Source organism: Pantoea agglomerans (genome assembly GCF_020149765.1).
Classification (GTDB): domain Bacteria; phylum Pseudomonadota; class Gammaproteobacteria; order Enterobacterales; family Enterobacteriaceae; genus Pantoea; species Pantoea alvi.
The window spans coordinates 89,258-112,686 of sequence record NZ_CP083808.1 but is presented as its reverse complement, the minus strand read 5'-3'; the positions used below and the strand labels follow the sequence as shown (position 1 = coordinate 112,686).

Annotated in this window: 21 protein-coding genes and 1 pseudogene; 16 read left to right on the top strand and 6 right to left on the bottom strand. The window is 53.1% G+C overall.

Features of this window, described 5'->3' with window-relative positions:
• The first annotated feature begins 15 nt into the window (after positions 1–15).
• The 10 genes from LB453_RS00545 to LB453_RS23285 all read left to right on the top strand — a co-directional run bounded on the left by LB453_RS00545 (position 16) and on the right by LB453_RS23285 (position 9,749).
• Entirely contained in the window at positions 16–1,104 is a 1,089-nt protein-coding gene (locus LB453_RS00545; protein ID WP_103797058.1) for a tartrate dehydrogenase, read from the top strand.
• Between the two features lie 2 nt (positions 1,105–1,106).
• A complete protein-coding gene (locus LB453_RS00540; protein ID WP_103797057.1) occupies positions 1,107–2,366 on the top strand; it encodes a glycerate kinase in 1,260 nt (419 codons plus the stop codon).
• 427 nt (positions 2,367–2,793) lie between these two features.
• Entirely contained in the window at positions 2,794–4,146 is a 1,353-nt protein-coding gene (locus LB453_RS00535) for an MFS transporter (RefSeq protein WP_103797056.1), read from the top strand.
• A complete protein-coding gene (locus tag LB453_RS00530; protein WP_103797055.1) occupies positions 4,124–5,467 on the top strand; it encodes an enolase C-terminal domain-like protein in 1,344 nt (447 codons plus the stop codon). Before LB453_RS00535 ends, LB453_RS00530 begins: the two co-directional genes overlap by 23 nt.
• Positions 5,468–5,588: 121 nt before the next feature.
• Positions 5,589–6,929, top strand: coding sequence for a glycoside hydrolase family 28 protein (locus tag LB453_RS00525; protein WP_103797054.1), 1,341 nt, complete (start codon positions 5,589–5,591; stop codon positions 6,927–6,929).
• 446 nt (positions 6,930–7,375) lie between these two features.
• Complete coding sequence (locus tag LB453_RS00520) at positions 7,376–7,600, top strand: hypothetical protein (RefSeq protein ID WP_103797052.1); 225 nt, start codon at positions 7,376–7,378, stop codon at positions 7,598–7,600.
• A 765-nt stretch (positions 7,601–8,365) separates the two neighbouring features.
• Entirely contained in the window at positions 8,366–8,575 is a 210-nt protein-coding gene (locus LB453_RS00515) for a hypothetical protein (RefSeq protein ID WP_224481405.1), read from the top strand.
• A gap of 67 nt (positions 8,576–8,642) precedes the next feature.
• A complete protein-coding gene (locus LB453_RS00510; protein ID WP_103797050.1) occupies positions 8,643–9,062 on the top strand; it encodes a hypothetical protein in 420 nt (139 codons plus the stop codon).
• Between the two features lie 134 nt (positions 9,063–9,196).
• On the top strand, positions 9,197–9,400 hold the full coding sequence (locus LB453_RS00505) for a hypothetical protein (protein ID WP_224481422.1): 204 nt from the start codon (positions 9,197–9,199) through the stop codon (positions 9,398–9,400).
• A gap of 127 nt (positions 9,401–9,527) precedes the next feature.
• Positions 9,528–9,749 (top strand): hypothetical protein, encoded by a 222-nt coding sequence (locus tag LB453_RS23285; RefSeq protein WP_158253403.1) that lies wholly within the window; start codon positions 9,528–9,530, stop codon positions 9,747–9,749.
• Between the two features lie 277 nt (positions 9,750–10,026).
• Here the strand turns inward: LB453_RS23285 and LB453_RS00495 are convergent.
• A pseudogene (locus LB453_RS00495) lies at positions 10,027–11,213 on the bottom strand (IS3 family transposase).
• Between the two features lie 26 nt (positions 11,214–11,239).
• Here LB453_RS00495 and LB453_RS23280 point away from each other — a divergent pair.
• The 3 genes from LB453_RS23280 to LB453_RS00480 all read left to right on the top strand — a co-directional run bounded on the left by LB453_RS23280 (position 11,240) and on the right by LB453_RS00480 (position 14,914).
• Positions 11,240–11,665: a hypothetical protein gene (locus tag LB453_RS23280; protein ID WP_199187357.1), complete on the top strand. Its 426-nt coding sequence runs from the start codon at positions 11,240–11,242 to the stop codon at positions 11,663–11,665.
• Between the two features lie 1,362 nt (positions 11,666–13,027).
• On the top strand, positions 13,028–13,258 hold the full coding sequence (locus LB453_RS00485) for a hypothetical protein (RefSeq protein WP_146053855.1): 231 nt from the start codon (positions 13,028–13,030) through the stop codon (positions 13,256–13,258).
• Between the two features lie 978 nt (positions 13,259–14,236).
• On the top strand, positions 14,237–14,914 hold the full coding sequence (locus LB453_RS00480) for a hypothetical protein (RefSeq protein WP_103797049.1): 678 nt from the start codon (positions 14,237–14,239) through the stop codon (positions 14,912–14,914).
• Between the two features lie 106 nt (positions 14,915–15,020).
• Here the strand turns inward: LB453_RS00480 and LB453_RS00475 are convergent, their stop codons facing one another.
• Positions 15,021–15,746, bottom strand: a complete 726-nt coding sequence (locus LB453_RS00475) for a pirin family protein (RefSeq protein WP_103797048.1) — start codon at positions 15,744–15,746, stop codon at positions 15,021–15,023.
• Between the two features lie 123 nt (positions 15,747–15,869).
• Here LB453_RS00475 and LB453_RS00470 point away from each other — a divergent pair, with 123 nt between their 5' ends.
• Positions 15,870–16,757, top strand: a complete 888-nt coding sequence (locus LB453_RS00470; protein ID WP_103797047.1) for a LysR family transcriptional regulator — start codon at positions 15,870–15,872, stop codon at positions 16,755–16,757.
• Between the two features lie 15 nt (positions 16,758–16,772).
• Here LB453_RS00470 and gap read toward each other — a convergent pair whose 3' ends face one another.
• The 4 genes from gap to LB453_RS00450 form a co-directional block, all read right to left on the bottom strand.
• Positions 16,773–17,774, bottom strand: a complete 1,002-nt coding sequence (gap, locus tag LB453_RS00465) for a type I glyceraldehyde-3-phosphate dehydrogenase (RefSeq protein ID WP_103797046.1) — start codon at positions 17,772–17,774, stop codon at positions 16,773–16,775.
• 193 nt (positions 17,775–17,967) lie between these two features.
• Entirely contained in the window at positions 17,968–18,198 is a 231-nt protein-coding gene (locus LB453_RS00460) for a hypothetical protein (protein ID WP_103797045.1), read from the bottom strand.
• Between the two features lie 224 nt (positions 18,199–18,422).
• Positions 18,423–20,348 carry a methyl-accepting chemotaxis protein gene (locus tag LB453_RS00455; RefSeq protein WP_103797069.1) on the bottom strand — a complete coding sequence of 642 codons (1,926 nt, stop codon included), beginning with the start codon at positions 20,346–20,348 and terminating at the stop codon, positions 18,423–18,425.
• Between the two features lie 607 nt (positions 20,349–20,955).
• On the bottom strand, positions 20,956–21,129 hold the full coding sequence (locus LB453_RS00450) for a hypothetical protein (protein WP_224481404.1): 174 nt from the start codon (positions 21,127–21,129) through the stop codon (positions 20,956–20,958).
• Between the two features lie 426 nt (positions 21,130–21,555).
• On the opposite strand from LB453_RS00450, the gene LB453_RS00445 reads away from it, so the two are divergent.
• Entirely contained in the window at positions 21,556–21,741 is a 186-nt protein-coding gene (locus LB453_RS00445; protein ID WP_103797044.1) for a general stress protein, read from the top strand.
• Between the two features lie 657 nt (positions 21,742–22,398).
• Positions 22,399–23,379 carry a TIM barrel protein gene (locus LB453_RS00440; RefSeq protein ID WP_103797043.1) on the top strand — a complete coding sequence of 327 codons (981 nt, stop codon included), beginning with the start codon at positions 22,399–22,401 and terminating at the stop codon, positions 23,377–23,379.
• Positions 23,380–23,429 lie beyond the last annotated feature (50 nt).

The window sequence follows — 23,429 nt, the reverse complement described above, 5'->3', positions numbered from 1 at the left end:
ACTGGAGAAGTCACTATGCGTAACTACAAAATTGCCGCTATCCCTGCCGACGGCATCGGTCCGGAGGTTATTTCAGCGGGTGTTCAAGTGCTGCATGCGCTGACTCATCGCGATCCGCAGCTGACGTTTGATGTAGAAACCTTTGACTGGGGTTCGGGTTACTACAAAAAACATGGCGTGATGATGCCGGAAGATGGACTGAACACGCTGAAAAAGTTTGACGCTATTTACTTCGGTGCGGTAGGCGCTCCCGATGTGCCTGACCACATTACTCTCTGGGGTCTGCGTCTGCCTATCTGCCAGGGATTCGACCAATATGCCAACGTGCGTCCGACAAAAATTTTGCCGGGCGTTACCTCCCCGCTGCGTAACCGCGGCCCCGGCGATCTTGACTGGGTCATCGTGCGCGAAAACTCCGAGGGCGAATACTCCGGTAACGGCGGTCGTGCGCACCGGGGCTTACCGGAAGAGGTGGGTACCGAAGTGGCAATATTCACCCGCGTGGGCGTCACGCGCATTATGCGCTACGCCTTCACTCTGGCACAGTCGCGTCCGCGCAAGTTGCTGACCGTAGTGACTAAATCCAACGCCCAGCGTCACGGCATGGTGATGTGGGATGAGATTGCCGCCGAAGTAGCGCTGGAGTTTCCGGATGTGCAGTGGGACAAAATGCTGGTCGATGCGATGACGCATCGCATGACGCTGCATCCACAAACGCTGGATACCATCGTTGCCACCAACCTGCACGCCGATATTTTGTCTGATCTGGCGGGTGCGCTGGCAGGCAGTCTGGGCGTGGCACCGACCGCAAATATCGATCCGGAACGCCGGTTCCCTTCCATGTTCGAACCGATTCATGGTTCAGCATTCGATATCACTGGCAAAGGCATCGCTAATCCGGTTGCGACCTTCTGGACCGCCGTGCAGATGCTTGAGCATCTGGGCGAACGCGATGCCGCTGCGCTGATCATGGAAGGCATCGAATACGTGTGTAAAAAAGGCATTCTGACGCCAGATGTCGGCGGCACCGCCAGTACCGCTGACGTCACCCGCGCCGTGGTGCAATTTATCGAAGCCAAAGCTGACGTTGCCGAGACCGCATAACCATGAACAATGAACAGGCTGCAGCGATCCTGCAGGATATCTTTAAGCAGGCTGTCGACAGCGCCCGCGCCGGGCCGGTGATCCCTCCGAATTTGCCGGAAAAACCACGCGGCCGTTGTGTGGTGATTGGCGCCGGTAAAGCCTCAGCGGCGATGGCGGCAGCGGTAGATGCGGCCTGGCCGGGTGTGGATATGTCAGGCGTGGTCGTTACCCGTTACGACCACGGCGTACCTGCGGGCCGCATCCGCATTCTTGAGGCAGCGCACCCCGTGTCAGATGCCATGAGCGAAACTGCCGCAATGCTGATTGTAGAGGCGTTGCGCGGTTTAACTTCAGATGACCTTGTGCTGGCGCTGATCTCTGGCGGAGGGTCCGCGCTGATGGCTCTGCCCGCTACGGGATTAACCCTGGCAGACAAGCAAAACATTACCCGAGCCCTCCTGCACAGTGGCGCCAGCATCAAAGAGATGAACCTGGTGCGTCGTCATCTTTCCGCAGTGAAGGGCGGCAAGCTGGCGGTGCTGGCGCAACCGGCCCGTATTGTCTCGCTGATTATCAGCGATGTGCCGGGCGATAATCCAACGGACGTAGCATCAGGCCCTACTGTCGCTGATGGCAGCACGCCGCAGGATGCGCTCAGGGTGATGGCGCGATATGGTATTGCCGTTACGCAACCGGTTCGCGAGCTGCTAAACACGTCCTACAGCCCGGTTGAAAAGGTACCAAACAGCGAAGTCAGGCTGATCGCTACGCCTGCGATGGCTTTGCAGGCGGCGTCAGCGGCGGCACGTCAGCACGGGCTGACACCGCTTATTCTGGGAGATGCAATCGAAGGTGAAAGCCGTGAAGTGGCCGTGGTCATGGCCGGTATCGCCAGGTCAGTAAAGCGGTATGGTCATCCGGTTGCCGGCCCTGCGGTGCTGTTGTCAGGCGGTGAAACCACCGTAACGGTCAACAAGGGTCAGTCAGGAAAAGGTGGCCGCAATACCGAGTTTCTGCTCAGCCTTGCCTGTGCACTACAGGGTGAAAACGGTATCTGGGCAATCGCGGGGGACAGTGATGGTATTGACGGCACGGAAGATGCAGCGGGCGCGATGGTTTTCCCGGACACGCTGATTCGCGGCAAAATACGCGGCCTTAATGCGATTAACTATCTTGATGGACATGACAGCTATAGCTATTTTCACGCGCTTGATGATTTGTTGATAACCGGCCCGACGTTAACCAACGTAAATGACTTCCGGGCAATATTGATTGCCTGAGCCTGTTGCTCTCCTGCGCGCCGGGAGAGCAATATTCATGCCTGGCGTTTTTCGGCCTTACACCTTTCTATCGGCTTCTTCTGATGCTCTACTCTGAAAAACAGCAGTCTCTTGCGTGCAGTTTGCGCGATTGAGAAATCCATTCGCCCTGTTTAAGCCTGTCATGACCTCAGGTTTTGTCCGTTTCTTGCTCATAGCGGACATTGTCCTGTATGCATGTCCGCTCAGTGCCAAAAGCGGACATAACTACCCGAGTGAGCCAGCGCACAAACCAACACGAAACCTTTCGGCGTAAATTTACATAATTTCATGAAAATTAAAAAATGCACGGCATTTGCCTAATAGTTCCAGGGCAACAACACATAACTCCTCACCCACTCTTCTGCGTATACCTGTAACGGTGTTTTCTCTCCCCAACAGGTGACGCATGACACAACAACTACATGAATTATCGGCCGATCACGAAGCTCATATTGCTTCTGCAATCGGCAAATTTTTCCGTCGTATTATTCCCATGCTGGCGCTGATGCTTATCGTTAATCAGATTGACCGCGCCAACATTGGCTTCGTTAAAGCCGAACTGCAAACTGATGCTGGCATTAGCGCTGCTGCTTTCGGTTTAGGCGCGGGGCTTTTCTTTATTGGTTATGCGCTGTTTGAAGTGCCCAGCAATATGATGCTGAAAAAATACGGCGCGCGTGTGTGGCTCACGCGCATCATGATAACCTGGGGAGCGGTGGTAGTTCTTACCGGTTTCGTTAGCACGCCGCTGCATTTTTATCTGCTGCGTTTCCTGCTTGGCGTAGCTGAGGCGGGCTTCTTCCCTGGCGTTCTGTACTATTTCCGTCAATGGGTGCCAAATGCCTGGCGAGGGCGAGCTACCGCAATGGTGTTAAGTGCAACCGCCAGCGCTTTCCTGTTTTCTGGCCCGCTCACAGGCGCAATCCTGATGATGCATGATGTTGGTGGGCTTGCGGGCTGGAAATGGGTAATGTTCATGGAAGGTGGTGGATCGATAGTAATCGGCGTGCTGGCGGCGCTTGTGTTGATATCGAAACCAGAAGGGGCAAAATGGCTAAGCGATGCGGAAAAACAGGCACTGGCGCAGCAGCTGGCCCTGGAAGATAGCGCTCGTGAAGAGCATGCCGTCGCGCACGATCGCTGGGGGGTGATCACCGACCGCAGCCTTCTTTCCTACTGCTTGATCTTCTTCACTATGACGATGACCGGCTACACGCTGGTGTTCTGGTTACCGCAAATTATCCAACGTATTCAAGGGTTCAATAGTTTTGAAACCGGACTGCTGACGGCCATCCCGTGGTTATTCGCTATCGTTGCTCTGTTTCTGCTGGGTAAAGTTACCGATCGTTATCGCGATAAGCTGGATAAAGGTCTCGGAATCGCCATGCTGCTCGCCGCGTGCGGCACCTTTATGGCCACGCTCGGCACGCCGTGGTTTGGCTTTGTGGCGATGATTGTGGCTTGTATTGGCTCTAAAGTTAGCGCCGCATTCTTTTGGCCGATGCCGCAGAGTGAACTACCCGCAGCGATCGCTGCACCAGGCATTGCGATGATCAACTCCATTGGTAACCTTGGCGGTTTCTTTGCGCCTGCGGTGTTCGGCTATCTTGAAATGCACACAGGCAGCACCACCGGTGGTCTTTACGCGCTGACCAGTGTGTCAGTGGCTACCGGCCTGTGGCTGTTGCTGCGCAGCAAACCTGCTCCCCCACCTTTGGGTTATAAGGAGAGACACCATGTCAGACAGTCCAGTCATTAACTCCATGCGCATCGTACCGGTGGCTGGCTACGACAGCATGCTTTTGAATATCGGGGGGGCTCATAACTGCTTCTTTACACGCATTATCGTCATTCTGACCGATTCTGCCGGGCACACCGGTGGGGGCGAAACCCCCTGTCATGCATCGACCTTGCAGCTGCTGGAACAGTTTTGCCCTTTAATTGAGGGCAGCTCGCTGCTACGTCTTAATGCCACGCTGAGCCAGCTCTTTAACAGCGAGGCGCGTCAGCAGCAAACCTCACATACCAACGATATTCATATTCCGCAGATGAACCCGGAGAAGTTTTATAACGCTGCTGCAGCCATTGAGGCGGCGTTACTGGACCTGCAAGGCAAGCTGTTTAACCTGCCAGTTGCAGACTTGCTTGCCAGCGGTAAACAACGGGACCGCATCCCGGTGCTGGGCTATTTGTTCTACATCGCCGATCGCAGGCTCACCAATATGCAATATCGCTCGGGAGACAAGGCGCCGGATGGCTGGTTCCGTTTGCGTCATGAGGCCGCGATGGACAGTGCTGGAGTGCAACGGCTGGCTGAAGCGGCAGTTGAGCAGTACGGCTTCCGTGACTTCAAGCTAAAAGGCGGCGTGATGGCAGGCGAAGTGGAGGTTGAAACGGTCGAAGCGCTGTTGACGCGCTTTCCTGACGCGCGCGTAACCGTCGATCCCAATGCAAGCTGGTCGCTGGATGAAGCGATTCGCTTTGGTAAACAGCTGGCGGGGAAAGTGCCCTATCTGGAAGATCCTTGCGGTGCAGAACAGGGTTATTCAGGCCGGGAAACGCTTGCGGAATTCCGTCGCGCCACGGGCGTGCCGGTCGCGACGAATATGATCGCTAACGACTGGCGTCAGCTGCACCATGCGCTGCAACTTAACGCTATCGATATTCCGCTCGCCGATCCGCACTTCTGGACCATGCGCAACGCCAACGTGGTGGCGCAGCTGTGCAACGAATGGGGTCTGACCACTGGCTGCCACTCCAATAATCATTTTGATATCTCACTGGCTATGGTGGCGCACCTTGGCGCGGCGGCGCCTGGTGAACGTCAGACCGCCTTTGATACCCACTGGATCTGGCAGGACGGACAGCAACTGACGCACCAGCCGCCGCAGATCCGCGATGGCTATCTGGAATTGCCACCCGGTCCAGGTCTGGGCATCGAGTTGAATATGGAACGCGTCGAACAGGCGCATGCACTTTACAACATGCTGCCAGATAAGAACCGAAACGATGCGCTGGGTATGCAATTCTTAATTGATAACTGGCGCTATGATGCCAAACGTCCGTCACTGGTTCGCTAAGGAAGCAAAGTGAACAAAATAACAGGTACAAAGACGAGGATGGCGTATTTACGCTACCTGATACCATAAAACTGGTTGCCCTGCCTGACGGCCGTTGAATAATTTAATCTGCTGAGGATGCATGAATAAATCTCTGATTACCCTGGCCTGCTGTGTTTCTTTTTCGTCTTGTTTAGCGCAAGCCGCCTCTTCAGTTTGTCACCCCCAGGAATTTGGGGGTAAATCTGACGGAAAAACCCTTAACACAAATGCTATTCAACAGGCTATTCAGCAATGTAGTCAACGCGGTGGAGGAACCGTCCAGCTATCGCCTGGGCTCTGGTTGAGTGGGCCGCTGCAGTTACAAAATAATATCACGCTAAAAATTGAAAAAGGGGCAACGCTTAAGGCCAGCAATCAGGAGGGAAAATTCATTTCAGCGTTTATCGGGCATCCAGCCAGAGTGAATGAAGCCTTTATCTTCGCCGATAGTGTGAAAAATGTGTCCATTACAGGCGGAGGTAAGCTGGATGGCAATGGTGAGAAAACCTGGTGGCCTGAAGCACTAAAAATACGGGGCGAAGTAAGAGGTGGGAATAAAAAAATTTTCACCGACCGCTTTCCCGGCATTCCTCTGGCAAATGGTGTTCCGCGCCCCTGGTTTGTAGAACTCAATAATGTCACGCAGGGTAAAATTGAAAACTTACACCTGACTAATTCGCCAATGTGGAACATTGTTATTCGCAATAGCTTCGATATTAATGTGAATAAAGTGAAGATCACCAATCCCGTCACCTCGCCGAACACTGACGGAATAGACATTGTTTCTTCTCAGAAAATTACTGTGTCAAACATGGATATTGCAACGGGTGATGACAATATTGCCATTAAGTCTGGGCTGGTCAACGGCACGGGAGCAGCATCGAAGGATATCACTATCCATGACTCCATTATGCGTGATGGCCACGGTATTTCTGTAGGGAGTGAAACCGCGAACGGTATCGGAAAGGTGACGATTAGTCGTGTCACCTTCCTGAATACGGAAAATGGCGTGCGCATTAAATCAGCCAGAGACAGAGGCAATGCCATAGGCCCTCTTATCGCCAGTCATCTCACCCTGTCCAATGTAAACACGCCAGTTCTGGTGACCAACAGCTACAGCGGCCAGGCAGGAGCACAAGGTGATACTTTTACGCAGCCGATAGAAACGAACCCGGTTACGGCTTCAACGCCAAAAATTAGTGGGATAGCCCTCTCAGATATAATGGCGACTAAAGCGACCTATGCCATGATTTTCAGCGGCCTGCCGGAATCCCCAATCCAGGATGTTTCGTTACATAACATAAAAATCGATGCAACATATGGCGTGCAGGCAAGATATGTCGCAGGTCATGGGAATGATGTGAGCATTTCCGTCAAGGAGGGGCCGGCATTGGAAAAAGGCCCGGATGCAATTCTGCAACTGAATTCAGGAGTAGACTAATGGAATGAACGGATAAATTCCTTGAACACTCTGGGTTTTTCAATGTCTGCTCTGTGCCAAAAGCGGGCGTTTCCAAATATGCATGCATTAATCGGTGGAGATCAGATCTCACTGCCTGGCCATGTAAACGCGCCGGAATCATCAGAGGCGTTTTCAGGGCTCTTGCCGGAAAGGTGTCAGCAAAGGCCGTCAGGCCTCTGAATCGCGCTGAGGGCTCTCCAGGGGGCAAAACCCTTTATGTTAAAAATCGCCTGGCGCTGACCGTATGATGAATATCTGCAGGAGGCAAGGAATACCGTGAAATGGAGAACCCTGAACTTAAAGCTATGCCAACTGATGAAAAGGCGGTACAGCTGGGTCTGCAACGTAAAGTTCATGAAATGGCCCACTACCTTCTTAAGTTCAAACGTCCTGTTCACTGAAATTTACCGTTCGCACCGAACACGATGTTCGGTCTTCAGATGAAGGACAGCGAGTCGGCTGTGGCTGAGAACGCTAAAGCAGTAAACCAGGCACAGGTTATTTTTGGCATTTTTACGCTGATTTCAGTTCTACTTTCGGTGGTAACTGGCGCGCTGATACGCCAGTTGGGCGATGAACCAGTTCAGGCACAGGCACTTGCAGCGGCTATTGGAGCTGGCGACCTGACTTCTTCGGTCACGCTGCGTTGAAGCAACACCTCTTGCCTGCTTGCCTCGCTGGACCGCATGCATTTGAGCCTGCGTACACCGGTGTCTCAGATTACAAATAAATTCACCTCTCAAATCTCTCATATATATGGAATTCGTATCCGTCGAGAGCTGTAAGGTAAATTACGTGATCTGGCTCTTTTTTATATGGCTATGGGCAGTATACTTTTTTAATCCTTCCAGCCTGACTATGCCTGATTGCTGCACCTCCTCTAGCTTCAGATAATCATGTTCATAAGCTCTTCTATGATTTTTAATCTCTGAAATAACGCGAGGATTGATTTTATAAATGCGATCTATTAATAAGCTGTCATGTTTTTATTATTAGGCGAAGGTTTTCATATAAGTGTAATGCGTTTCAGCCTGTAAAAAATGTGATCGTGACAGAGATCTCCCTTTAAGAGTTAGTATAATAAATTAGTGCCATCCAAAACATGCATTTAAAAAGCAGTCAAAGGCTATCGCTTTTTATACACATAATCTAATCTACAGACACTTTTTATTACACCTCCTGTGCTTTCCTTTTACGATTTTTTTTAATTAACTGAAAAATCCCTGTATGCAGGTTTACAAGCAATTTGTTTTTCTCATGTATTTATTACTTTTAAGGATGGATTATGAGATCTGACAAAATCACTCTTGTTTTAGGCTTTTTACTGGTTGCAACAGCTCGTCTGTCTGCCGCTTCTACTCTTCACAGTATGCCCATTACATCTCATTCGGTACATCCCTACGTTTTAATCGGTGATGCTAATGGCGGTAATGGCGGTGATGGTGGTTCTGGTGCCAACTCCCCGGGCGGCGATGGGGGTGACGGTGGTAATAACAGTGCCAGCGGTAACGGCAATGGTAGCGGTAATGATAATGGAACAGGAAATGGCTCTGGAGACGGCAATGGCTCCGGAGATGGAAATGGCGGTGGTGATGGTGGTGATGGTGGTGATGGTGCTTAATTAATTCACCGTAACATTTGGCCACAGCTGCCACATCTTGTGGCAGCTACTCATCAAGAGGTTTAATAACTATGTACAGAAAACGGTATTTATTAACCCTGGTCCCTTTATTTCACGGGATATTTTCCCTTCAGGTGTCAGCTAGTACTCAGATAGTGGCTGCCCCACAACTTTCTGCCTGTGAGAGCCAAAATGGTCAGGATGGGCAAAGCAACTCTCCTGATGGTCAGAATGGTAAAGACGGCGTTCCCGGTACTGATTGCCTAAATGGCGGCAAAGGAGGAAATGGAGCTCCGAATGGAGGCAATGGAGGCAATGGCGGCAATGGCGCCGGAGCAGAACCAGGTTCTCACCATAAACACCACAAACATCATAAAAACATGAGCCCGAGCGCTAATGGCGGAAATGGCGGCGACGGTGGTGCAGCTGATAACTCAGCTGGTGGTAATGGGGGAAACGGGGGCAACAATGACCAGCCCAAATCCATATAGGTGCATTATCAGATTTTTGAAACCCAGTTTATGTGCACTCACGATTATCACACACGCAGCCTGTGCCATTCCTTTCTATACCGTACAGAGATCAGCCATCGCTTTTGTCCTGATCGCAAACGGCGGCACCGGCGGTGATGGTGGCCCGGGCGAATCCGGTGGTAATGGAGGAAATGGCGGCAATGCCGGCACAGGAAATAACTCTGATGGAGGTAATGGCGGAAATGGGGGCACCAACGGCGCTGACGGTGGGGATGGCGGCGATGGGGGCAGTGGCGACAATTCGTCAGGTGGTGATGGTGGTGATGGTGGTGGTGATATTTAACCCTGAAGAGTAAAGACTGAGAGGAAGATATCTGATGCGAGAGATTATCCGGAAAGGCGTTTTCTTCATTATTTTTGTATCAGCTTTACTAAGACCTTTCGTTACCGTTTTCACGGTAACTTCTGCTGTTGTTACTGGTCTTGTCAGCTCGTCTGTATGGGCTGACGGTGACGGCGGAGATGGTGGAGATGGCAGTGGTGACGGTAACGGAGGGGACGGAGGAAATGCAGGTGCGGGCAGTAATGGAAATGGCGGAGATGGGGGGGATGGCGGTCAGGACGGTGGAAACGGGGGCAATGGCGGAAATGGCGATGGCTCGGGTAATGGCGGTAATGGCGGTGATGCAGGACCCGGGGGAGTAGGTGGTATGGGAGGGAGCGGAGGCAGTAATGGAGGCCATGACGGGGCCCCAGGCATGAGCGGTGCAAGGGCGTCAAAATAGTCTTGCTGTTGAGAAGATAACAAAATGAAAATCAGTCAGTCAGCTCCCCGATATTCCTGTATCAGGACCTGATGTTGTCCTGGCAGCCATCATGATTTTTTAGCATGTCCGCTTTGTGCCAGAAGCAGACCTGCTTATTAAAAGTAATGCACAAGTTCTTTTTCAATCCTTTCGACTGCCAGTTCTTAATGTTTTAACTATGCCGGCAAGCAATAAGCCCGCGTGATAAAAAAGCAGCCTAAATCGCCACGGATAATCCAGACACTTCCGAGCCGTTGATAATACTGGTTTTCATATTCTGTCGGTGACATCTGATCGCCAGAACTATGCAGACGCTTACTGTTATAAAAAATTTCGATGTAATCAAAAAAACGCTGCGGGTTTCTTCCCGCGTTCCGTAGATCTTTTTCTTTACCCGTTCACGCTTCAGCAACTGGAAAAAGCTTTCTGCAACTGCATTATTGTGGCAGTTACCTCGACGGCTCATGCTGCCCTCCAGTCCATGTGATTTCAGGAACGACTGCCACTCATGGCTTGTGTACTGACTGCCCTGATCAGAGTGAACCAGCACCTGTTTTTGGGGATTACGCCGCCATGCAGCCATTAGCAATGCGTTGAGGACAATGTTCTTTGTCATCCGGGATTGCATTGACCAGCCGATAACTTTGCGTGAGAACAGATCAACAACCACGGCAAGACAGAGCCAGCCTTCGTGGGTCCTGATGTAGGTAATGTCCGTTACCCAACGCTCATCCGGAGCATCCGGATTGAACTGTCGCTGGAGCCTGTTGGGCGGCACGATACTGGCCTCGCCTTTACGAGCACGCGGGCTCCGGTATCCGAACTGAGCTTTTATCCCGGCACGTTTCATCAGTCGCCAGACTCTTTTGACTCCGCACTGTTGCCCGCTGTCCCGCAGATTCAGATAGATCTTGCGATAACCATAGACGCATCCCGATTCCAGCCAGAACGGTTTAATCTGTCCTGTCAGTCTCAGGTCTGCCTGATGGCATTGTGAATGCGGCTCCTGAAGCCAGGCGTAAAAGCCACTGGGATGAACATCCAGCACCCGACAGAGCAGGCGAACAGGCCAGCAACGGGTGTTGTCACGGTTAAAGACGTTCCTCAGTCGGACAGCTTTGCTAAGTACGCCGCGGCTTTTTTTAATATGTCCCGTTCGTCGGTAACCCGCTTCAGCTCTTTCTGGAGACGGCGGATCTCAGCCGGAGCATCTGACTGTTCTTTATTACTTCTTTATCCAGGCGTAAGGGCCGTGGGTGGTGATATCAAGACGTATTGCAACGCTGGAAACAGAATAACCACGATCAACAACCTGTTTGACCGCTTCAATTTTAAACTCTTCGGGATAACGCTTACCGCTCATGGGCACCTCTCTTTAAGTCATCTTAAATGGCTCTGAGGTGTCTGTTAAACCTGTGGCGATTCAAAAACCCTTTTCAGAAAACCTTCGCCTCCCGAGCCGCCTTTGCCACCGGCTCCCCCGTTACCACCCTGTCCGCCGCTTCCGCCGTGGCCACCGGCACCACCAGCACCACCGGCACCACCCGCGCCGCCCGCTCCACCCGCGCCGCCCGCTCCACCGGCACCGCCCGCTCCACCGGCACCACCCGTTCCACCGGCACCACCCATTCCACCCGCTCCACCGGCATCGCCGCTGTCGCCGGAGCTGCCGGAATTTCCCCCGTTCCCGCCATTGCCGCCATTTCCCCCGTTTGTGCCTTTGCCCGCAGCTCCCCCTTTTCCGCCGGCGCCGCCGTTGTCACCACTGCCCTTGACGCCGTCGCTGCCTGCATGAGGCACGGCAGACTGATCTGAGGATGCGACATCTGCTTCGCTGGCCGTCTGGGCCAGCGAGTAAACCGGATACGCCACTGCCAGTGCAGCGGCCATCAAAACTGTACAGAATCTGGTCTTTTTCATAAGGAGTTCCTGTGCTGTGAAAACTGAATGCTCCTGCCCGCCCGGACAAAGGCAGGAGCTGTAGTCGGGTAATCAGCCAGACATCAGTCGCCGCCATCACCGCCGTTACCGCCATCGCCGCCATCGCCACCGCTGCTGTCGCCGCCGCCACTGCTGCTGTTGCCGGCATCGTTTCCGTTTCCATCCTGACTGCCGTTGGCGTTTCCGGTGCCGTTGTTGCTGTTGTTGCCCTGATTGGCACCGTTGCCGTTTTTACTGCCGTTGTCATTGTTTGAATTGTTGCCGTTCTGACTGGAATTTCCGGCACCGTTGCCGTCATTTCCGCCCTGGCCGCCCTGCCCCCCTTGACCACCCTGACCACCCGTACCGCCAAACGCGCCTCCTGCTCCGCCCTGTCCCCCGGCCCCGCCGGCACCCCGGCCCCGACGAGAAGGAAGGTGGCTTTAGGGCTGCTTAGGGCAATGCCTGATGCAGGGCATCATACTGCCTCGCCATCCCCTGAGCCGAGTACAGCAGCACCATACTCACTAACACAGTCATATTTTTAAATTTCACGATGCTTCCTCTTATCATTGATGAAATAAATTTATTTTCTGCGCTGAATGGGTATTACAGTTTTTCTGCGATGGTATTCACTGGTGCAGCAGCCTCCTTTATTTTCAGGATTTGTATGTACTGAAATAAAAGCCAACTCCTGTTTTCCCTGCCGGATTTATTATGCTGAGCAGAGAGGCATGATTATCACCCACTGTGTTAATGCAGTGTTAAATATATTGCACATCCCTTTAATGATTGCCATATTCAAGGTCCGGTTCATTTGTTTCGCTATGTTTTATTTTATTTCTTTTGCAATGACATTAAACCGTGATTAAACATACCCGGGCCAACCCGCGGGGCTGGTTTCTGGGGTTTGCGCACAGAAATAAAGTAATCGCCCCCAGGTTGGTGCAGCCTGTTGGCACAGGGTTTCTGCGTTAACATGCCGGGATCCGAAAAGCACCAAAAGCGGACGTTTTGATAGTTGTCAGTGGGGAGATATTTCAAACAGAATGAGAACATCTTCGCCATTCACCCGGACATAACTAAAAGGAAAATGGCCTGAGATTACACCGAATGCAAATATCTCCAGGGGTTGAATGAAATGTCTCGTCAAAGTAATTGATTTCAGCCCTTGAACGTAATGCTGACTCAAGGAGAGAGTGAAAGATGAATAGCTGATGGTATCCCCGATTACTGTCAGTAACCACAGGTGTGCTGGTGAGAACAACTTTGAACGTCCGCTCCTCGCTCTTAGCGGACATTCATCTGCACAGTCTTCGCGCTCTGCCTGAAGCAGGCGTTGCTATCCATGCAATCTCTATGGAGCAAGTCCAGGGAGGTTTAGATATTCTCTGGCCGCTGAATAATAATAAACAGAATAAAATCCGTCTGGCGATGATAAATATGGCCTCGCTCCCTTGTGAAAACCTTCTCCCTCAATGGCTATAAATTCATAGTGGCTGTGAAGTAATTGTTATTTTTAACACCTTTAATTCACTGAATCAAAACAACGCTATACATATCTCGATAACTGGTAAAAAATTGGTTGCATCTGTTCTCATTAGAAATGATTTCGGTGCTAAAAGCCTGCCTGTCAAAAGTGCTGTGTAATCTATCGTCGATTTAAACATTTTAAGCACCTCCTGAATCTTGCTTATTTTTTCTCCGGTTGATATAAAAAAAATGCAGCGCTGCTTAGTCTGTTTAAATTAAAAACTGGAGAGTCGAATATGGAAATTTTGAATGCCACGCAGCTGGAAAAGGTTGCTGGTGCTAACGCTAATAGTGGTTATAGCCCCGACTGCGCCGGAGGATCATCCAGAGGCAGTCTTAGTGGAGACGGCGGTAGCGGAAGATCAAACTCAGGCAACTGCGGCAGTGATGGGTGCTCATGGTAAATGAAAGTTAACCCAAAGTTAATAAAAGGCATATCGACTGGTTTGGGTATATTGATAGCGGCCTCATTGCTGAGCGGTGCAAATGTGGCGTTCAATTGTTGGTTTACTGCGCCAGAAAGGCTGTCTAAACCGCTAGTCATGATGTTAACTTTCTATAGCGCAATAAAAATATCTCATGTCGTTCTGTCTTTTATTTTTTCAAGCAAATAAATATCAGCACCTAATAAATTAAAGGCTCGCTTTGCGGGTCTTTTTCGTTGTCGTGCCTCGATCGGCGCACCTCTCAGCAATAGTGTTTCGCTCACTGAGCGGCGCTGCACTTATTCCAGCCTCAACCGGCTAAAGAATTTAAGATACGCCGATTCGCCCACCCATTTAAGTGACCTTCAACGGCGCAGACTTAGCAGAGGGTAAAAACCTTTTCAGAACGCGCCACCGCACTCTGCCCCAGATTGAAAGCCGCGCTTTGCCATGCGGCACCCCTCCATTACACTGTGCCCATCGCGTATCACCTGTATGGATAAAAGAAATGATAATTGAAAAAGCGGATGAGCCGTTTCTGCACACCTTTTTCGGCGAGCCGGTAGAGAAGCTCGAGCCTGATTCCGCGCAGGCGGAATCAATACGCCAGGCGCTGTACAGCGCGCGGGCGCAGCGGATGGTTGAAGTCGAGAGCGACTGGAAGCGCAACGCGCTTTTCCTCGCGCTGTTCGTGTTTCTCTATGGCGCGCTGGGCGCCTCGCTGACGCTGGATCTTTCGCATACCACCGGTCATAAAAGCCTCGACTACGCGCTGCAGGCGGTGCCGGTGCTGATCGCCTTCTCCGGCTTTTTCCTGTCGCTGCTGTTCCTGTTTGTCACCCGCAGCAGCGCCCGTCGGCTGCAAAACTGGGAGCGCTCAATCATGCTGCTGGAGAAGTACACCGGCGGCAATCTGTATAAGCAGATCATGGATCTCGGCGCGCGCACGACCCACTACTCGTTTTCCGCGATTAACGTCGCGCTGGCGCTGTTTATCTGCGTGACCTGGGTGGTGATGTATAACTTCTTTACCTTTACCACCAGCGGCGTGATCGGCAGCGTGATCTCGCTGTTTATCACCACGATGACCTATGTGATCCTGGATATTCAGCTGCTGAAGCCGCACCGTCTGGATCATGAAGTGCCGCTCGGGCTGGAGAAAGAGGAAGAGCGCAACGAGAAGTAAGCGCAAAGCAGCACGCCGCAAATGCGGCGTGCTGCTTTAGTTAATAAGGTGCCAGCGTGACTTCAGTCAGGTTCTGACACCTTCAGTGACGCGCTTGAGTCAGCGATCAGCGGCTCGGATGGTTTACCTCGATCGGACGCAGATCGAACAGCAGTACTTCGGCATTGTCGCCTTCGCTAAAAGTCAGGCTGCTCTCGTTGCGCACGCGCGCGCCGTCGCCCGCGTTAAAACGCATGCCGTTTACCGTTACGCTGCCGCGCGCAACGTGGATATAGGCGTAGCGCGTCTCGTCCAGCGGAAAGGTCTGCTGCTCGTCGCCATCAAACAGACCGGCGTAGAGGCGCATATCCTGACGCACCGACAAGGCACTATCTTCACCCTCAGGCGAGACGATCAGACGCAGCTGTCCGCGTTTTTCGCTTTCCGGCACCGAAATCTGCTGATAGCCGGGCGGCGTTCCTTTTTCAGCCGGCACAATCCAGATCTGCAGAAAGTGTACGCCTTCGCTTTTCGAATGGTTGAATTCGCTGTGGGTCACGCCGCTGCCCGCGCTCATCAGCTGCACGTCGCCGGGAACGATAACCGAACCGGTGCCCATGGAATCTTTATGCTCCAGCGCCCCTTCCAGCACGTAAGAGAGGATCTCCATATTGGAGTGCGGATGCGCGCCGAAACCGCGTGAAGCCGCAACCCGGTCGTCGTTGATCACCAGCAGGTCGGAAAAACCGCTCTGTTTCGGATCCCAGTAATTCGCAAACGAAAAGGTGTGGCGTGAGTTCAGCCAGCCGTGGTCGCCATGGCCGCGTTGCTCTGACAGTCGTTGCTCAATCATGGTCTGCTCCTGTGTTGTAAGGGGGAAGCGCTTTTGCCCTTCCGATGGAACAGACAATACCGTAAACTAAAATTCTTAAAAATCGGCTGAAATGGCAATCACTGTCACAAATAAGTGGACAATATGCAGACTGAAGATCTTCGTATTTACGTCGCTGTGATCCATGCGGGCAACTTTACCGCCGCTGCGGAACAGCTGATGCTCTCCAAGCAGTACGTCAGCCGCCGAATGGCCGCGCTGGAAGCGTCGCTCGGCTCGCAGCTGCTGATCCGCAACACGCGAAAACTATCAGTGACCGAGGCGGGTATGCTGTTTCTGACCCATGCGCAGCGCATTCTTGATGACATCCACGAGGCGGAGCAGGCGATGTCGACGCGGCGACAGGAGCTGCACGGCACCTTTCGCATCAGCATGCCGATGTCGTTCGGCATGAGTCATCTGTCACCGCTGATCGCGCAGTTCCTGGCGCAGCATCCCGCGCTGCAGTTTCACATCGAGCTGGCAGATCGCTATGTCGATATGATCGGCGAAGGCTTCGATATGGCGATTCGCATCGGCGCGCTGGCGGATTCAACGCTGATTGCACGCCGCCTTGGCGAGCAGCGGCGTCTGATCTGCGCCAGCCCCGCCTATCTGGCGCGCGCGGGTACGCCGGAGACGCCGGAGGATCTCGCTCAGCACGCCTGTCTGCGCTACGGACGAGAAGCCCTTAGCGGCTGGGAACTGCAGCTGGCGGGAAAAAGCAAAAGCGTGATGGTTCAGGGCCCGATGTTAAGCAATAACGGCGAGGTGCTGCGCGACGCGGCGGTCGCCGGACTGGGGCTGGTTCTGCTGCCGGGATTTATTGTCGAGCCGGCGCTAAAGCGCGGCGAGCTGGTGAGCGTGCTGGAGCCGTATCAGCCCGCGCCGCTCTGCCTGAATGCGGTCTACCCGCAGCATCGCCAGCGCAGCGAGGTCAATCGCGTGCTGCTGAACTTTTTACAGGCGCAGCTCGGAGGGAAAGCGGGCTGAGTAGCCCGCCTGAGATCACAGCGATACGTAAAGATGCAGCACGCGCACCAGCTGGGTGACGAAGCCATATTCGTTATCGTACCAGGAGACGGTTTTCACCAGCTGCAGGTCGCCCGCTTCGCTGATCTCCGTCTGGGTCGCGTCGAAGACAGAGCCGTAAGGCACGCCGATAACGTCGGTAGAGACGATCTGATCCTCGGTATATTTAAAAGATTCATTGTTCTCGCAGGCGCGCTTCAGCGCCGCGTTAATCTCGTCAACCGTGACTTTCTTATCCAGAACCGACACCAGCTCAGTGACCGAACCGGTTTTGGTCGGCACGCGCTGCGCGTGGCCCTTCAGCTTGCCGGTCAGCGCCGGGATCACCAGGCCGATCGCCTTCGCCGCGCCGGTAGTGTGCGGGATAATATTTTCCGCCGCGGCGCGCGAAGAGCGGAAATCTTTACCGCGCGGCCCGTCTACCAGCGCCTGGGTGCCGGTATAGGCGTGGATAGTGGTCATGGTGCCGACCTTGATGCCGAAGTTATCGTGCAGCGCTTTCGCCATCGGCGCCAGGCAGTTGGTGGTGCAGGAGGCGACAGAGATGATTTTATCTTCCGCGCTGATGGTGTCGTGGTTGACGTTGTAGACGATGGTTTTCATCTCGCCGGCTGGCGCGGAGATCAGCACCTTGCCCGCGCCGGCATCAAGATGCGCCTGCGCTTTTTCCGCCGAGGTATAGAAACCGGTACATTCGATAACCACGTCAACGCCCAGCGATCCCCACGGAATATTCTTCGCCTCTTTCTCGGCGAAAACCGTAATTTTCTTGCCGTTGACCAGCAATGCATTGCCATCCACGCCGACGTCGCCATGGAACGCGCCGTAGTTGGAGTCATACTTCAGCAGGTAGGCGAGCATCTCCGGCGAGGTGAGATCGTTGATCGCCACCACCTCCACCGCTTCCTGCTGTTCCAGAATTCGTCTTAAAACCAGACGGCCAATACGTCCAAAACCGTTGATGCCAATCTTCTTCATGGTGATCTCCCACTTCCGGTAACACGGCGTGTTTAAGGTGAATAACGGGTGAATCTGCGCATCAGATCATTACTGCATAACAACGTTGCACTGCGGTGAAGCAGCAGAGTATAGCCCGAGCGGGTTGGGGAGATTTGTCAGCAAGAGGCGCGAAAAAAAGAGGAACAGGCAGAAAAAAACCGCCGCTGGCGGTTTAATCCTTGAAGCGTTTACGCCTGAACATGGCGTTCTGTTTACTGCGGTTCACCTTTCGTCTGGCGTAGGCCATGATGGTGGTCCAGTCGGGATCGGCGGTGTTTTTCATATAGTGGCTTAACGCCTCCGCCAGCTCGCTCCAGGCTTGCACCTGAAGCTGCGCGTCGCTGGCGAGGGAGCTTTTAAGCGTATCGATAAGCCCGTCGACCTTCTTCTTTACATCCGGCAATTTTTCGCCTGTCTGATACCCTGCTGCAATGCGCCTTAATTCCAGCGCGTAATGGTCAATATCGACCTCTGTTATATACAAATATACCTCTGCTCTTTCTGGCCTGACCCATAAGCATAGCGGTTTAAGCCGTATGCGTTACGCAAAAGCGGTATAAAATTACCGCCGCTTTTGCTGACAAACGGGCAGCGAAGGTAAAGGGCCGAATCGGCCCTGTTGCCGCCTCAGAGGGTACGGAATACCGCAACCATATGGCGCAGCTGCCCGGCGCGCTCGGCCAGATTGTCCGCTGAGACCGCTGACTGCTCCACCAGCACCGCATTCTGCTGGGTCACCTGGTCCATCTGATTCACCGCGATATTAACCTGCGAAATGCCGCTGCTCTGCTCCGCCGAAGAAGAGGAGATATCACGGATCAGCTGCGAGGTCTGCTCGATGGCGCTCAGGCTCTGCTTAACCTTATCGCCGGCGCTTTGCGCCATGCTGATCCCTTCCTGAGCCTGGCCGACCGAATGCTCAATCAGACTTTTAATCTCCTTCGCGGCGCGGGCGGAACGCTGCGCCAGCGCGCGCACTTCTGTGGCGACCACCGCGAAGCCCTTGCCTGATTCGCCGGCGCGGGCAGCTTCTACCGCAGCGTTAAGCGCCAGGATATTGGTCTGGAACGCGATGCTGTCGATAACAGAGGTAATCTCTTCAATCTGGCTTGAGCTGCCGCGGATCTTCTGCATCGACGCCATTACGGACGCCATCGCCTCGCCGCTCATCTGGGCCGCCTGAGTGGCGGATACCGCTTTGTCCGACGCGAAGCGGGTATTGTCAGCGTTCTGCTGAATAATCGAGGCCAGCTGCTCCATGCTGGCTGCCGTTTGCGCCAGCGAGGCTGCCTGCTCTTCGGTGCGGGAAGAGAGATCGCCATTGCCCTGCGCTATCTCTTCAGAAGAGCTGGCGATGGTAGCGGCGTGGCTCTTAATATCGGAAACCAGCCGGGCAAGATGCTGCTGCATCTTCATCAGCGCGTTCAGCAGCGCAGCCATCTCATTGCTGCCGCCGATATGCAGCGTCGAGGTGAGATCGCCCTCAGCAACTTTGCTGGCGAGGCGAACCGCATCCTGCAGCGGGCGCGTAACCGAACGGCTGATCATCAGCGCCATAAAAATCGCCACCAGCGCGACCGCCAGCAAACCGGCCAGCAGCGTATACTGCCCATGACGACGGGTATCGATCTGCTTCTGCATCATCTGAGCGAGACGCTCGCCGTTCTGCTCGCCAATGGCGCTGAACTCATTGATTGCCTTAGTAAAGATTTGAACATATTCCACCGGCGCGACGCTGGCGCTTTTGCTGACGAAAATATGGTCGGCCAGCTGCAGCGCGGCCAGGGCCTGACGATTCGCCTCCTGCGCGGCGGCGCTGAAGTCCGCTGCCAGCGCCGGCTCAATGGCATACACCTTTTCCAGATTGGCGTTAAACTGATCCAGCGCCGCTTTCCCCGCCTCTATCTGATAGCTCATGCGGCTGAAGTCGCTCTCGGAGATAGTGCCGGAGGCGATCAGCGAGGTGCCGCCGGCTCGGATCTGTCCCAGCGTCTCAGTGAGCTGCGGCAGCCGAATAAAAATGCTGTTAATCAGCTGGTAAGTATTCAAATCGCTGTCGAGAGACATACCGTAGTAGTCCAGCACGTCAAGATTCGCGCTCAGCATAATTTGAATAAGGTGGGCGTGCTCGGTCAGGCTGTCCGCGAAGGTAAGCGCGCCGCCGTTGATATCGCTCTGCAGCTTCACCCAGGCCTGCGCCATTTTATCCAGACGCTGAAGCGGTTGTGCGCTGGGGTCCTGCTGCTTCAGCTCCGTCTGAATAAGGTCGGTCTGCTGGTTAATTTCGTCTACCAGCGCCATGCGCGGCGGGTTATCAGGCTTTTTCAGCGCGATAGCGATGGCGGTTTCTGCACGGTGACGCTGCAGCAGATTCAGCAGCTTCAGCATATGTTTTTCTACCGGAATGCCGCCCAGCTCCTGTTGTTTAGCATCGATAGCCTGATTTCCCGTCTGAATAAACAGCGTTGTAGGTAAAACAAACAAAATCAGGGCGAATATGCCCAGAATAAGAAATTTGACGGGCAGGTTAATTTTATCAAGCAGGTTTTTCATCATTTTTCATCCTGGTAAGACTGTCTGGTGGCATTCGGCAATAAGCGCAAAAATAAGCCTGGCTAATATCTTTAATAGATAGCCGGGGCGTTGCTGCTAATAGTCTCAGGCGCAGTTGTTCATAAAAAGCACGGCAAAAATATGCGGCAGAAATGGATTATAGGTTGCTAACGGTGATTTACCACCCAGAGTACAGGCAATATTTACTGGTTATTCAAACTAAGCCAAATTGAAAAATAGGCTCACATTACAATAACTTGTAAAATCCTGTCGGTGCGAAGCACCAGCTTATCGTAAGCGATCATGGAGGATAATTTTTTATTACTATCTAAAGCTAAAGTTTACCCGACCGATGCCGATACACCGAGCCCAGCGTTTTTCCACGATTAAACATGATTCCCAAAAAATAAATAACCGGGTTAATCTTGCTACATAATGGCGTAAGGGTCAGCCCTGCAAATAATTGACTGTTTAATTTTTCTTCGCAATAAGGTGCCTGTTTCAGGGCGTGCGGAAACAGAGGAAATTTACTGAAAAAAAGCGGCAAAAGTCACCGACCCGCGCGGAGATGTTTAGTGAGGGTGATCTTTAACGCACAACAGTCCTGTCAGGGCTGAGCGTTATCGTTAAGTTTGCTGCGCGCGAGCCATGCCTTCCAGCGATTTTCCACCAGATGGTAGCGATAGCCTGTGGAATCGTCGCGCCTGAGCCACCGCTCTTCAAAAGACTCATCGCTGCGGATCCAGCGTTCAAACTGCTGGCGCTCAGCCTCTTCACTCATCGTCACGTTATTTTTCTCGCTGTTTCCCGCTTCGTTTAACCAGAGTATAGACCATTGCCGCTGGCCGCCGCGCTGCGCTGTCCAGCAAACGCCGGGCTATACGGCGGGATACCCTTTTTGCCTTTGCCTGCGAGCACCGGCAGAATGCCTGCTAAGCCGGGCGCAACCGGCTGACAGGCAGCCTGGTTACTCTGTGATTCCCTTCACGAATTAACGCTTTCAGTAAAGGTGTACCAGAGATAATAAATTGTACAGGAATGCCGTTTAGTTGATTAACTATTAACTAATTAGCCAGCCTGATGCTGAATAAGTAATTAATCCTTTTCACGAATTAAATTTTAGCTCTGCAGCTCAATATTGAAATATTGCCTTTCTGATTTCATAGTTCAGCTATATAGAGATTTTCTCTCTGGGTGAGGTGACGGTATGTTTCAACGACGCAGTGGTGCGGGTAATTCTGCGGAAAACCCGGAAAGAGCGCGTGAAGCGGGACGCAAAGGCGGCCAGATTAGCGGCAGCATATTTAAAAACGGCCGCGAACGTACGGTGGAGGCCGAACGAACCGGCGGCAAAATCAGTCGACGCCCCTCATGCGAAAAAACGGCGCATTAAGCGTGCTGCCCTGCCTGAACGGGTGAGCAGCCGCTGCAAACAGCTTACGCGCCGGGCTGCACGCTGAAAGAGCGCAGGCCAGGCGATGAAACCGCAGCCTGCTATCCGACCCAGAAATCACGGGGTGTGAATAAATCCCTGCAGAAATCCCTAAGTCGTAATCCAGCAAGTTGTCAGTCACTGCAGCAGCCTGAAGCATGCAGAAAGTAAAAAAGCAGGAGAGGTTTTTCCATGCTTCTGGGTCATTATTAACCGGCTTATCTCACTTAATATTGCCAGCCCTTTTTTGCCACGCCCGGGAAAGGCATCAGGTCACGCTTTAAGATCTTGTCGGGGTCTGATAAAAGGCGCGCCTGTATGCCCGCTATCTCCTCTCTTTCGTTCAGAAGGCGGAGAAAAAATTAAACTTAACCGATCGCTCAGTTTTTTAAGCCTGTTTAAGCACAGGCTTTTTTTTATTATTTTTACCTCTCTTTGCCCCGCCTCTATTCGAACGCACAACGCGTTCGCAATCTGTACTTTCGTGAGCGCCCTCGCAAAACGCACTTTTGTCGCGCTGCCCCTCTTGTGTAAAAAAATCGCAGGCGTATAAAAAATATCACTTCACACATTTTTGTGAAAACAGAAAGTACTTCACAACTGGTTTAGGAACCTCACATGTCGCAACTCAAATTCGCAACACGCCTGAACTCCTTTGCCTCCGGCGCACACCGCTACTGGCCAGATCTAAAGGGCAAGCCTTCGGTGCTGCAGATGATCGCGCGCGCCGGAACCGTTAAAGGTCTGACACACCTCGACCTGAACTACCCGCAACATATCACCCAGGCTATTCCAACGATGCGTCAGGCAATCGAAGACGCCGGGCTGGCGGTCAACGGTATGCAGATGCGCTGGGACGCGCCGCAGTTCAAAATCGGTGCCTTTACCCATCCCGACGCCGCTATTCGCCGCGAGGCGATCGAATTAACCAAGCGCGGCATCGACGCCGGGCGCGAATTTGGTGCCAGCCTGATGACGCTGTGGATGGGTCAGGATGGCTTCGACTACTGCTTTCAGGCCGATTACAAAAAAATGTGGGAAGACGCGGTAAGCGCAGTGCGTGAAGTTGCCGACTATGCGCCCGATATCGACGTCAGCATTGAGTACAAGCCCAACGAGCCGCGCGCCTACAGTATCTTTCCTAACGTCACCACCTGCCTGCTGGCGGTAGAAGAGGCGGGAAGTCCTAACCTCGGCATTACGCTGGATTTCGCCCATGTGCTGTTCGCCAACGAGATCCCCGCCTATGCGGCGGCGATGGTGGCGCGCCGCTCTCGCCTGCTGGGGCTGGATCTTAACGACGGCTGGGGCAAACGCGACGACGGCCTGATGGCGGGATCGGTCAATCCGCGCGCCACGCTGGAGTTTCTCTGGCAGATGCAGCGCGACGGCTATCAGGGCGCCTACTACTTCGACACCTTCCCGGACGCCAGCGGGCTCGACCCGGTGCGCGAAGCCGAAACCAATATTGCCACGGTCACCCGTCTGCTGAGGCTGTGCGAACAGCTCAATGATAACGCCGCACTGTTCGACGCCATCGGGCGTCAGGATGCGGTGACTTCTCAGCAGATCGTAAACGACATTATGCTTGCCAGATAACCACTGTCGCGCTTGCACCAGGACCCCCCTACAACGAGAACGCAGGATAA

Bases quoted from the DNA above. Each gene is read 5' to 3' on its own strand.
- LB453_RS00515 (WP_224481405.1), top strand. From the start codon at position 8,366: ATGCTAATGGCGGTAATGGCGGTGATGGTGGTTCTGGTGCCAACTCCC.
- LB453_RS23280 (WP_199187357.1), top strand. From the start codon at position 11,240: ATGGCTCTGAGGTGTCTGTTAAACCTGTGGCGATTCAAAAACCCTTTT.
- LB453_RS00510 (WP_103797050.1), top strand. From the start codon at position 8,643: ATGTACAGAAAACGGTATTTATTAACCCTGGTCCCTTTATTTCACGGG.
- LB453_RS00525 (WP_103797054.1), top strand. From the start codon at position 5,589: ATGAATAAATCTCTGATTACCCTGGCCTGCTGTGTTTCTTTTTCGTCT.
- LB453_RS00445 (WP_103797044.1), top strand. From the start codon at position 21,556: ATGTTTCAACGACGCAGTGGTGCGGGTAATTCTGCGGAAAACCCGGAA.
- LB453_RS00440 (WP_103797043.1), top strand. From the start codon at position 22,399: ATGTCGCAACTCAAATTCGCAACACGCCTGAACTCCTTTGCCTCCGGC.
- LB453_RS00470 (WP_103797047.1), top strand. From the start codon at position 15,870: ATGCAGACTGAAGATCTTCGTATTTACGTCGCTGTGATCCATGCGGGC.
- LB453_RS00475 (WP_103797048.1), bottom strand. From the start codon at position 15,746: ATGATTGAGCAACGACTGTCAGAGCAACGCGGCCATGGCGACCACGGC.
- LB453_RS00520 (WP_103797052.1), top strand. From the start codon at position 7,376: ATGTTCGGTCTTCAGATGAAGGACAGCGAGTCGGCTGTGGCTGAGAAC.
- LB453_RS00455 (WP_103797069.1), bottom strand. From the start codon at position 20,348: ATGAAAAACCTGCTTGATAAAATTAACCTGCCCGTCAAATTTCTTATT.
- gap (WP_103797046.1), bottom strand. From the start codon at position 17,774: ATGAAGAAGATTGGCATCAACGGTTTTGGACGTATTGGCCGTCTGGTT.
- LB453_RS00450 (WP_224481404.1), bottom strand. From the start codon at position 21,129: ATGAGTGAAGAGGCTGAGCGCCAGCAGTTTGAACGCTGGATCCGCAGC.
- LB453_RS00545 (WP_103797058.1), top strand. From the start codon at position 16: ATGCGTAACTACAAAATTGCCGCTATCCCTGCCGACGGCATCGGTCCG.
- LB453_RS00535 (WP_103797056.1), top strand. From the start codon at position 2,794: ATGACACAACAACTACATGAATTATCGGCCGATCACGAAGCTCATATT.
- LB453_RS00530 (WP_103797055.1), top strand. From the start codon at position 4,124: ATGTCAGACAGTCCAGTCATTAACTCCATGCGCATCGTACCGGTGGCT.
- LB453_RS00480 (WP_103797049.1), top strand. From the start codon at position 14,237: ATGATAATTGAAAAAGCGGATGAGCCGTTTCTGCACACCTTTTTCGGC.
- LB453_RS00540 (WP_103797057.1), top strand. From the start codon at position 1,107: ATGAACAATGAACAGGCTGCAGCGATCCTGCAGGATATCTTTAAGCAG.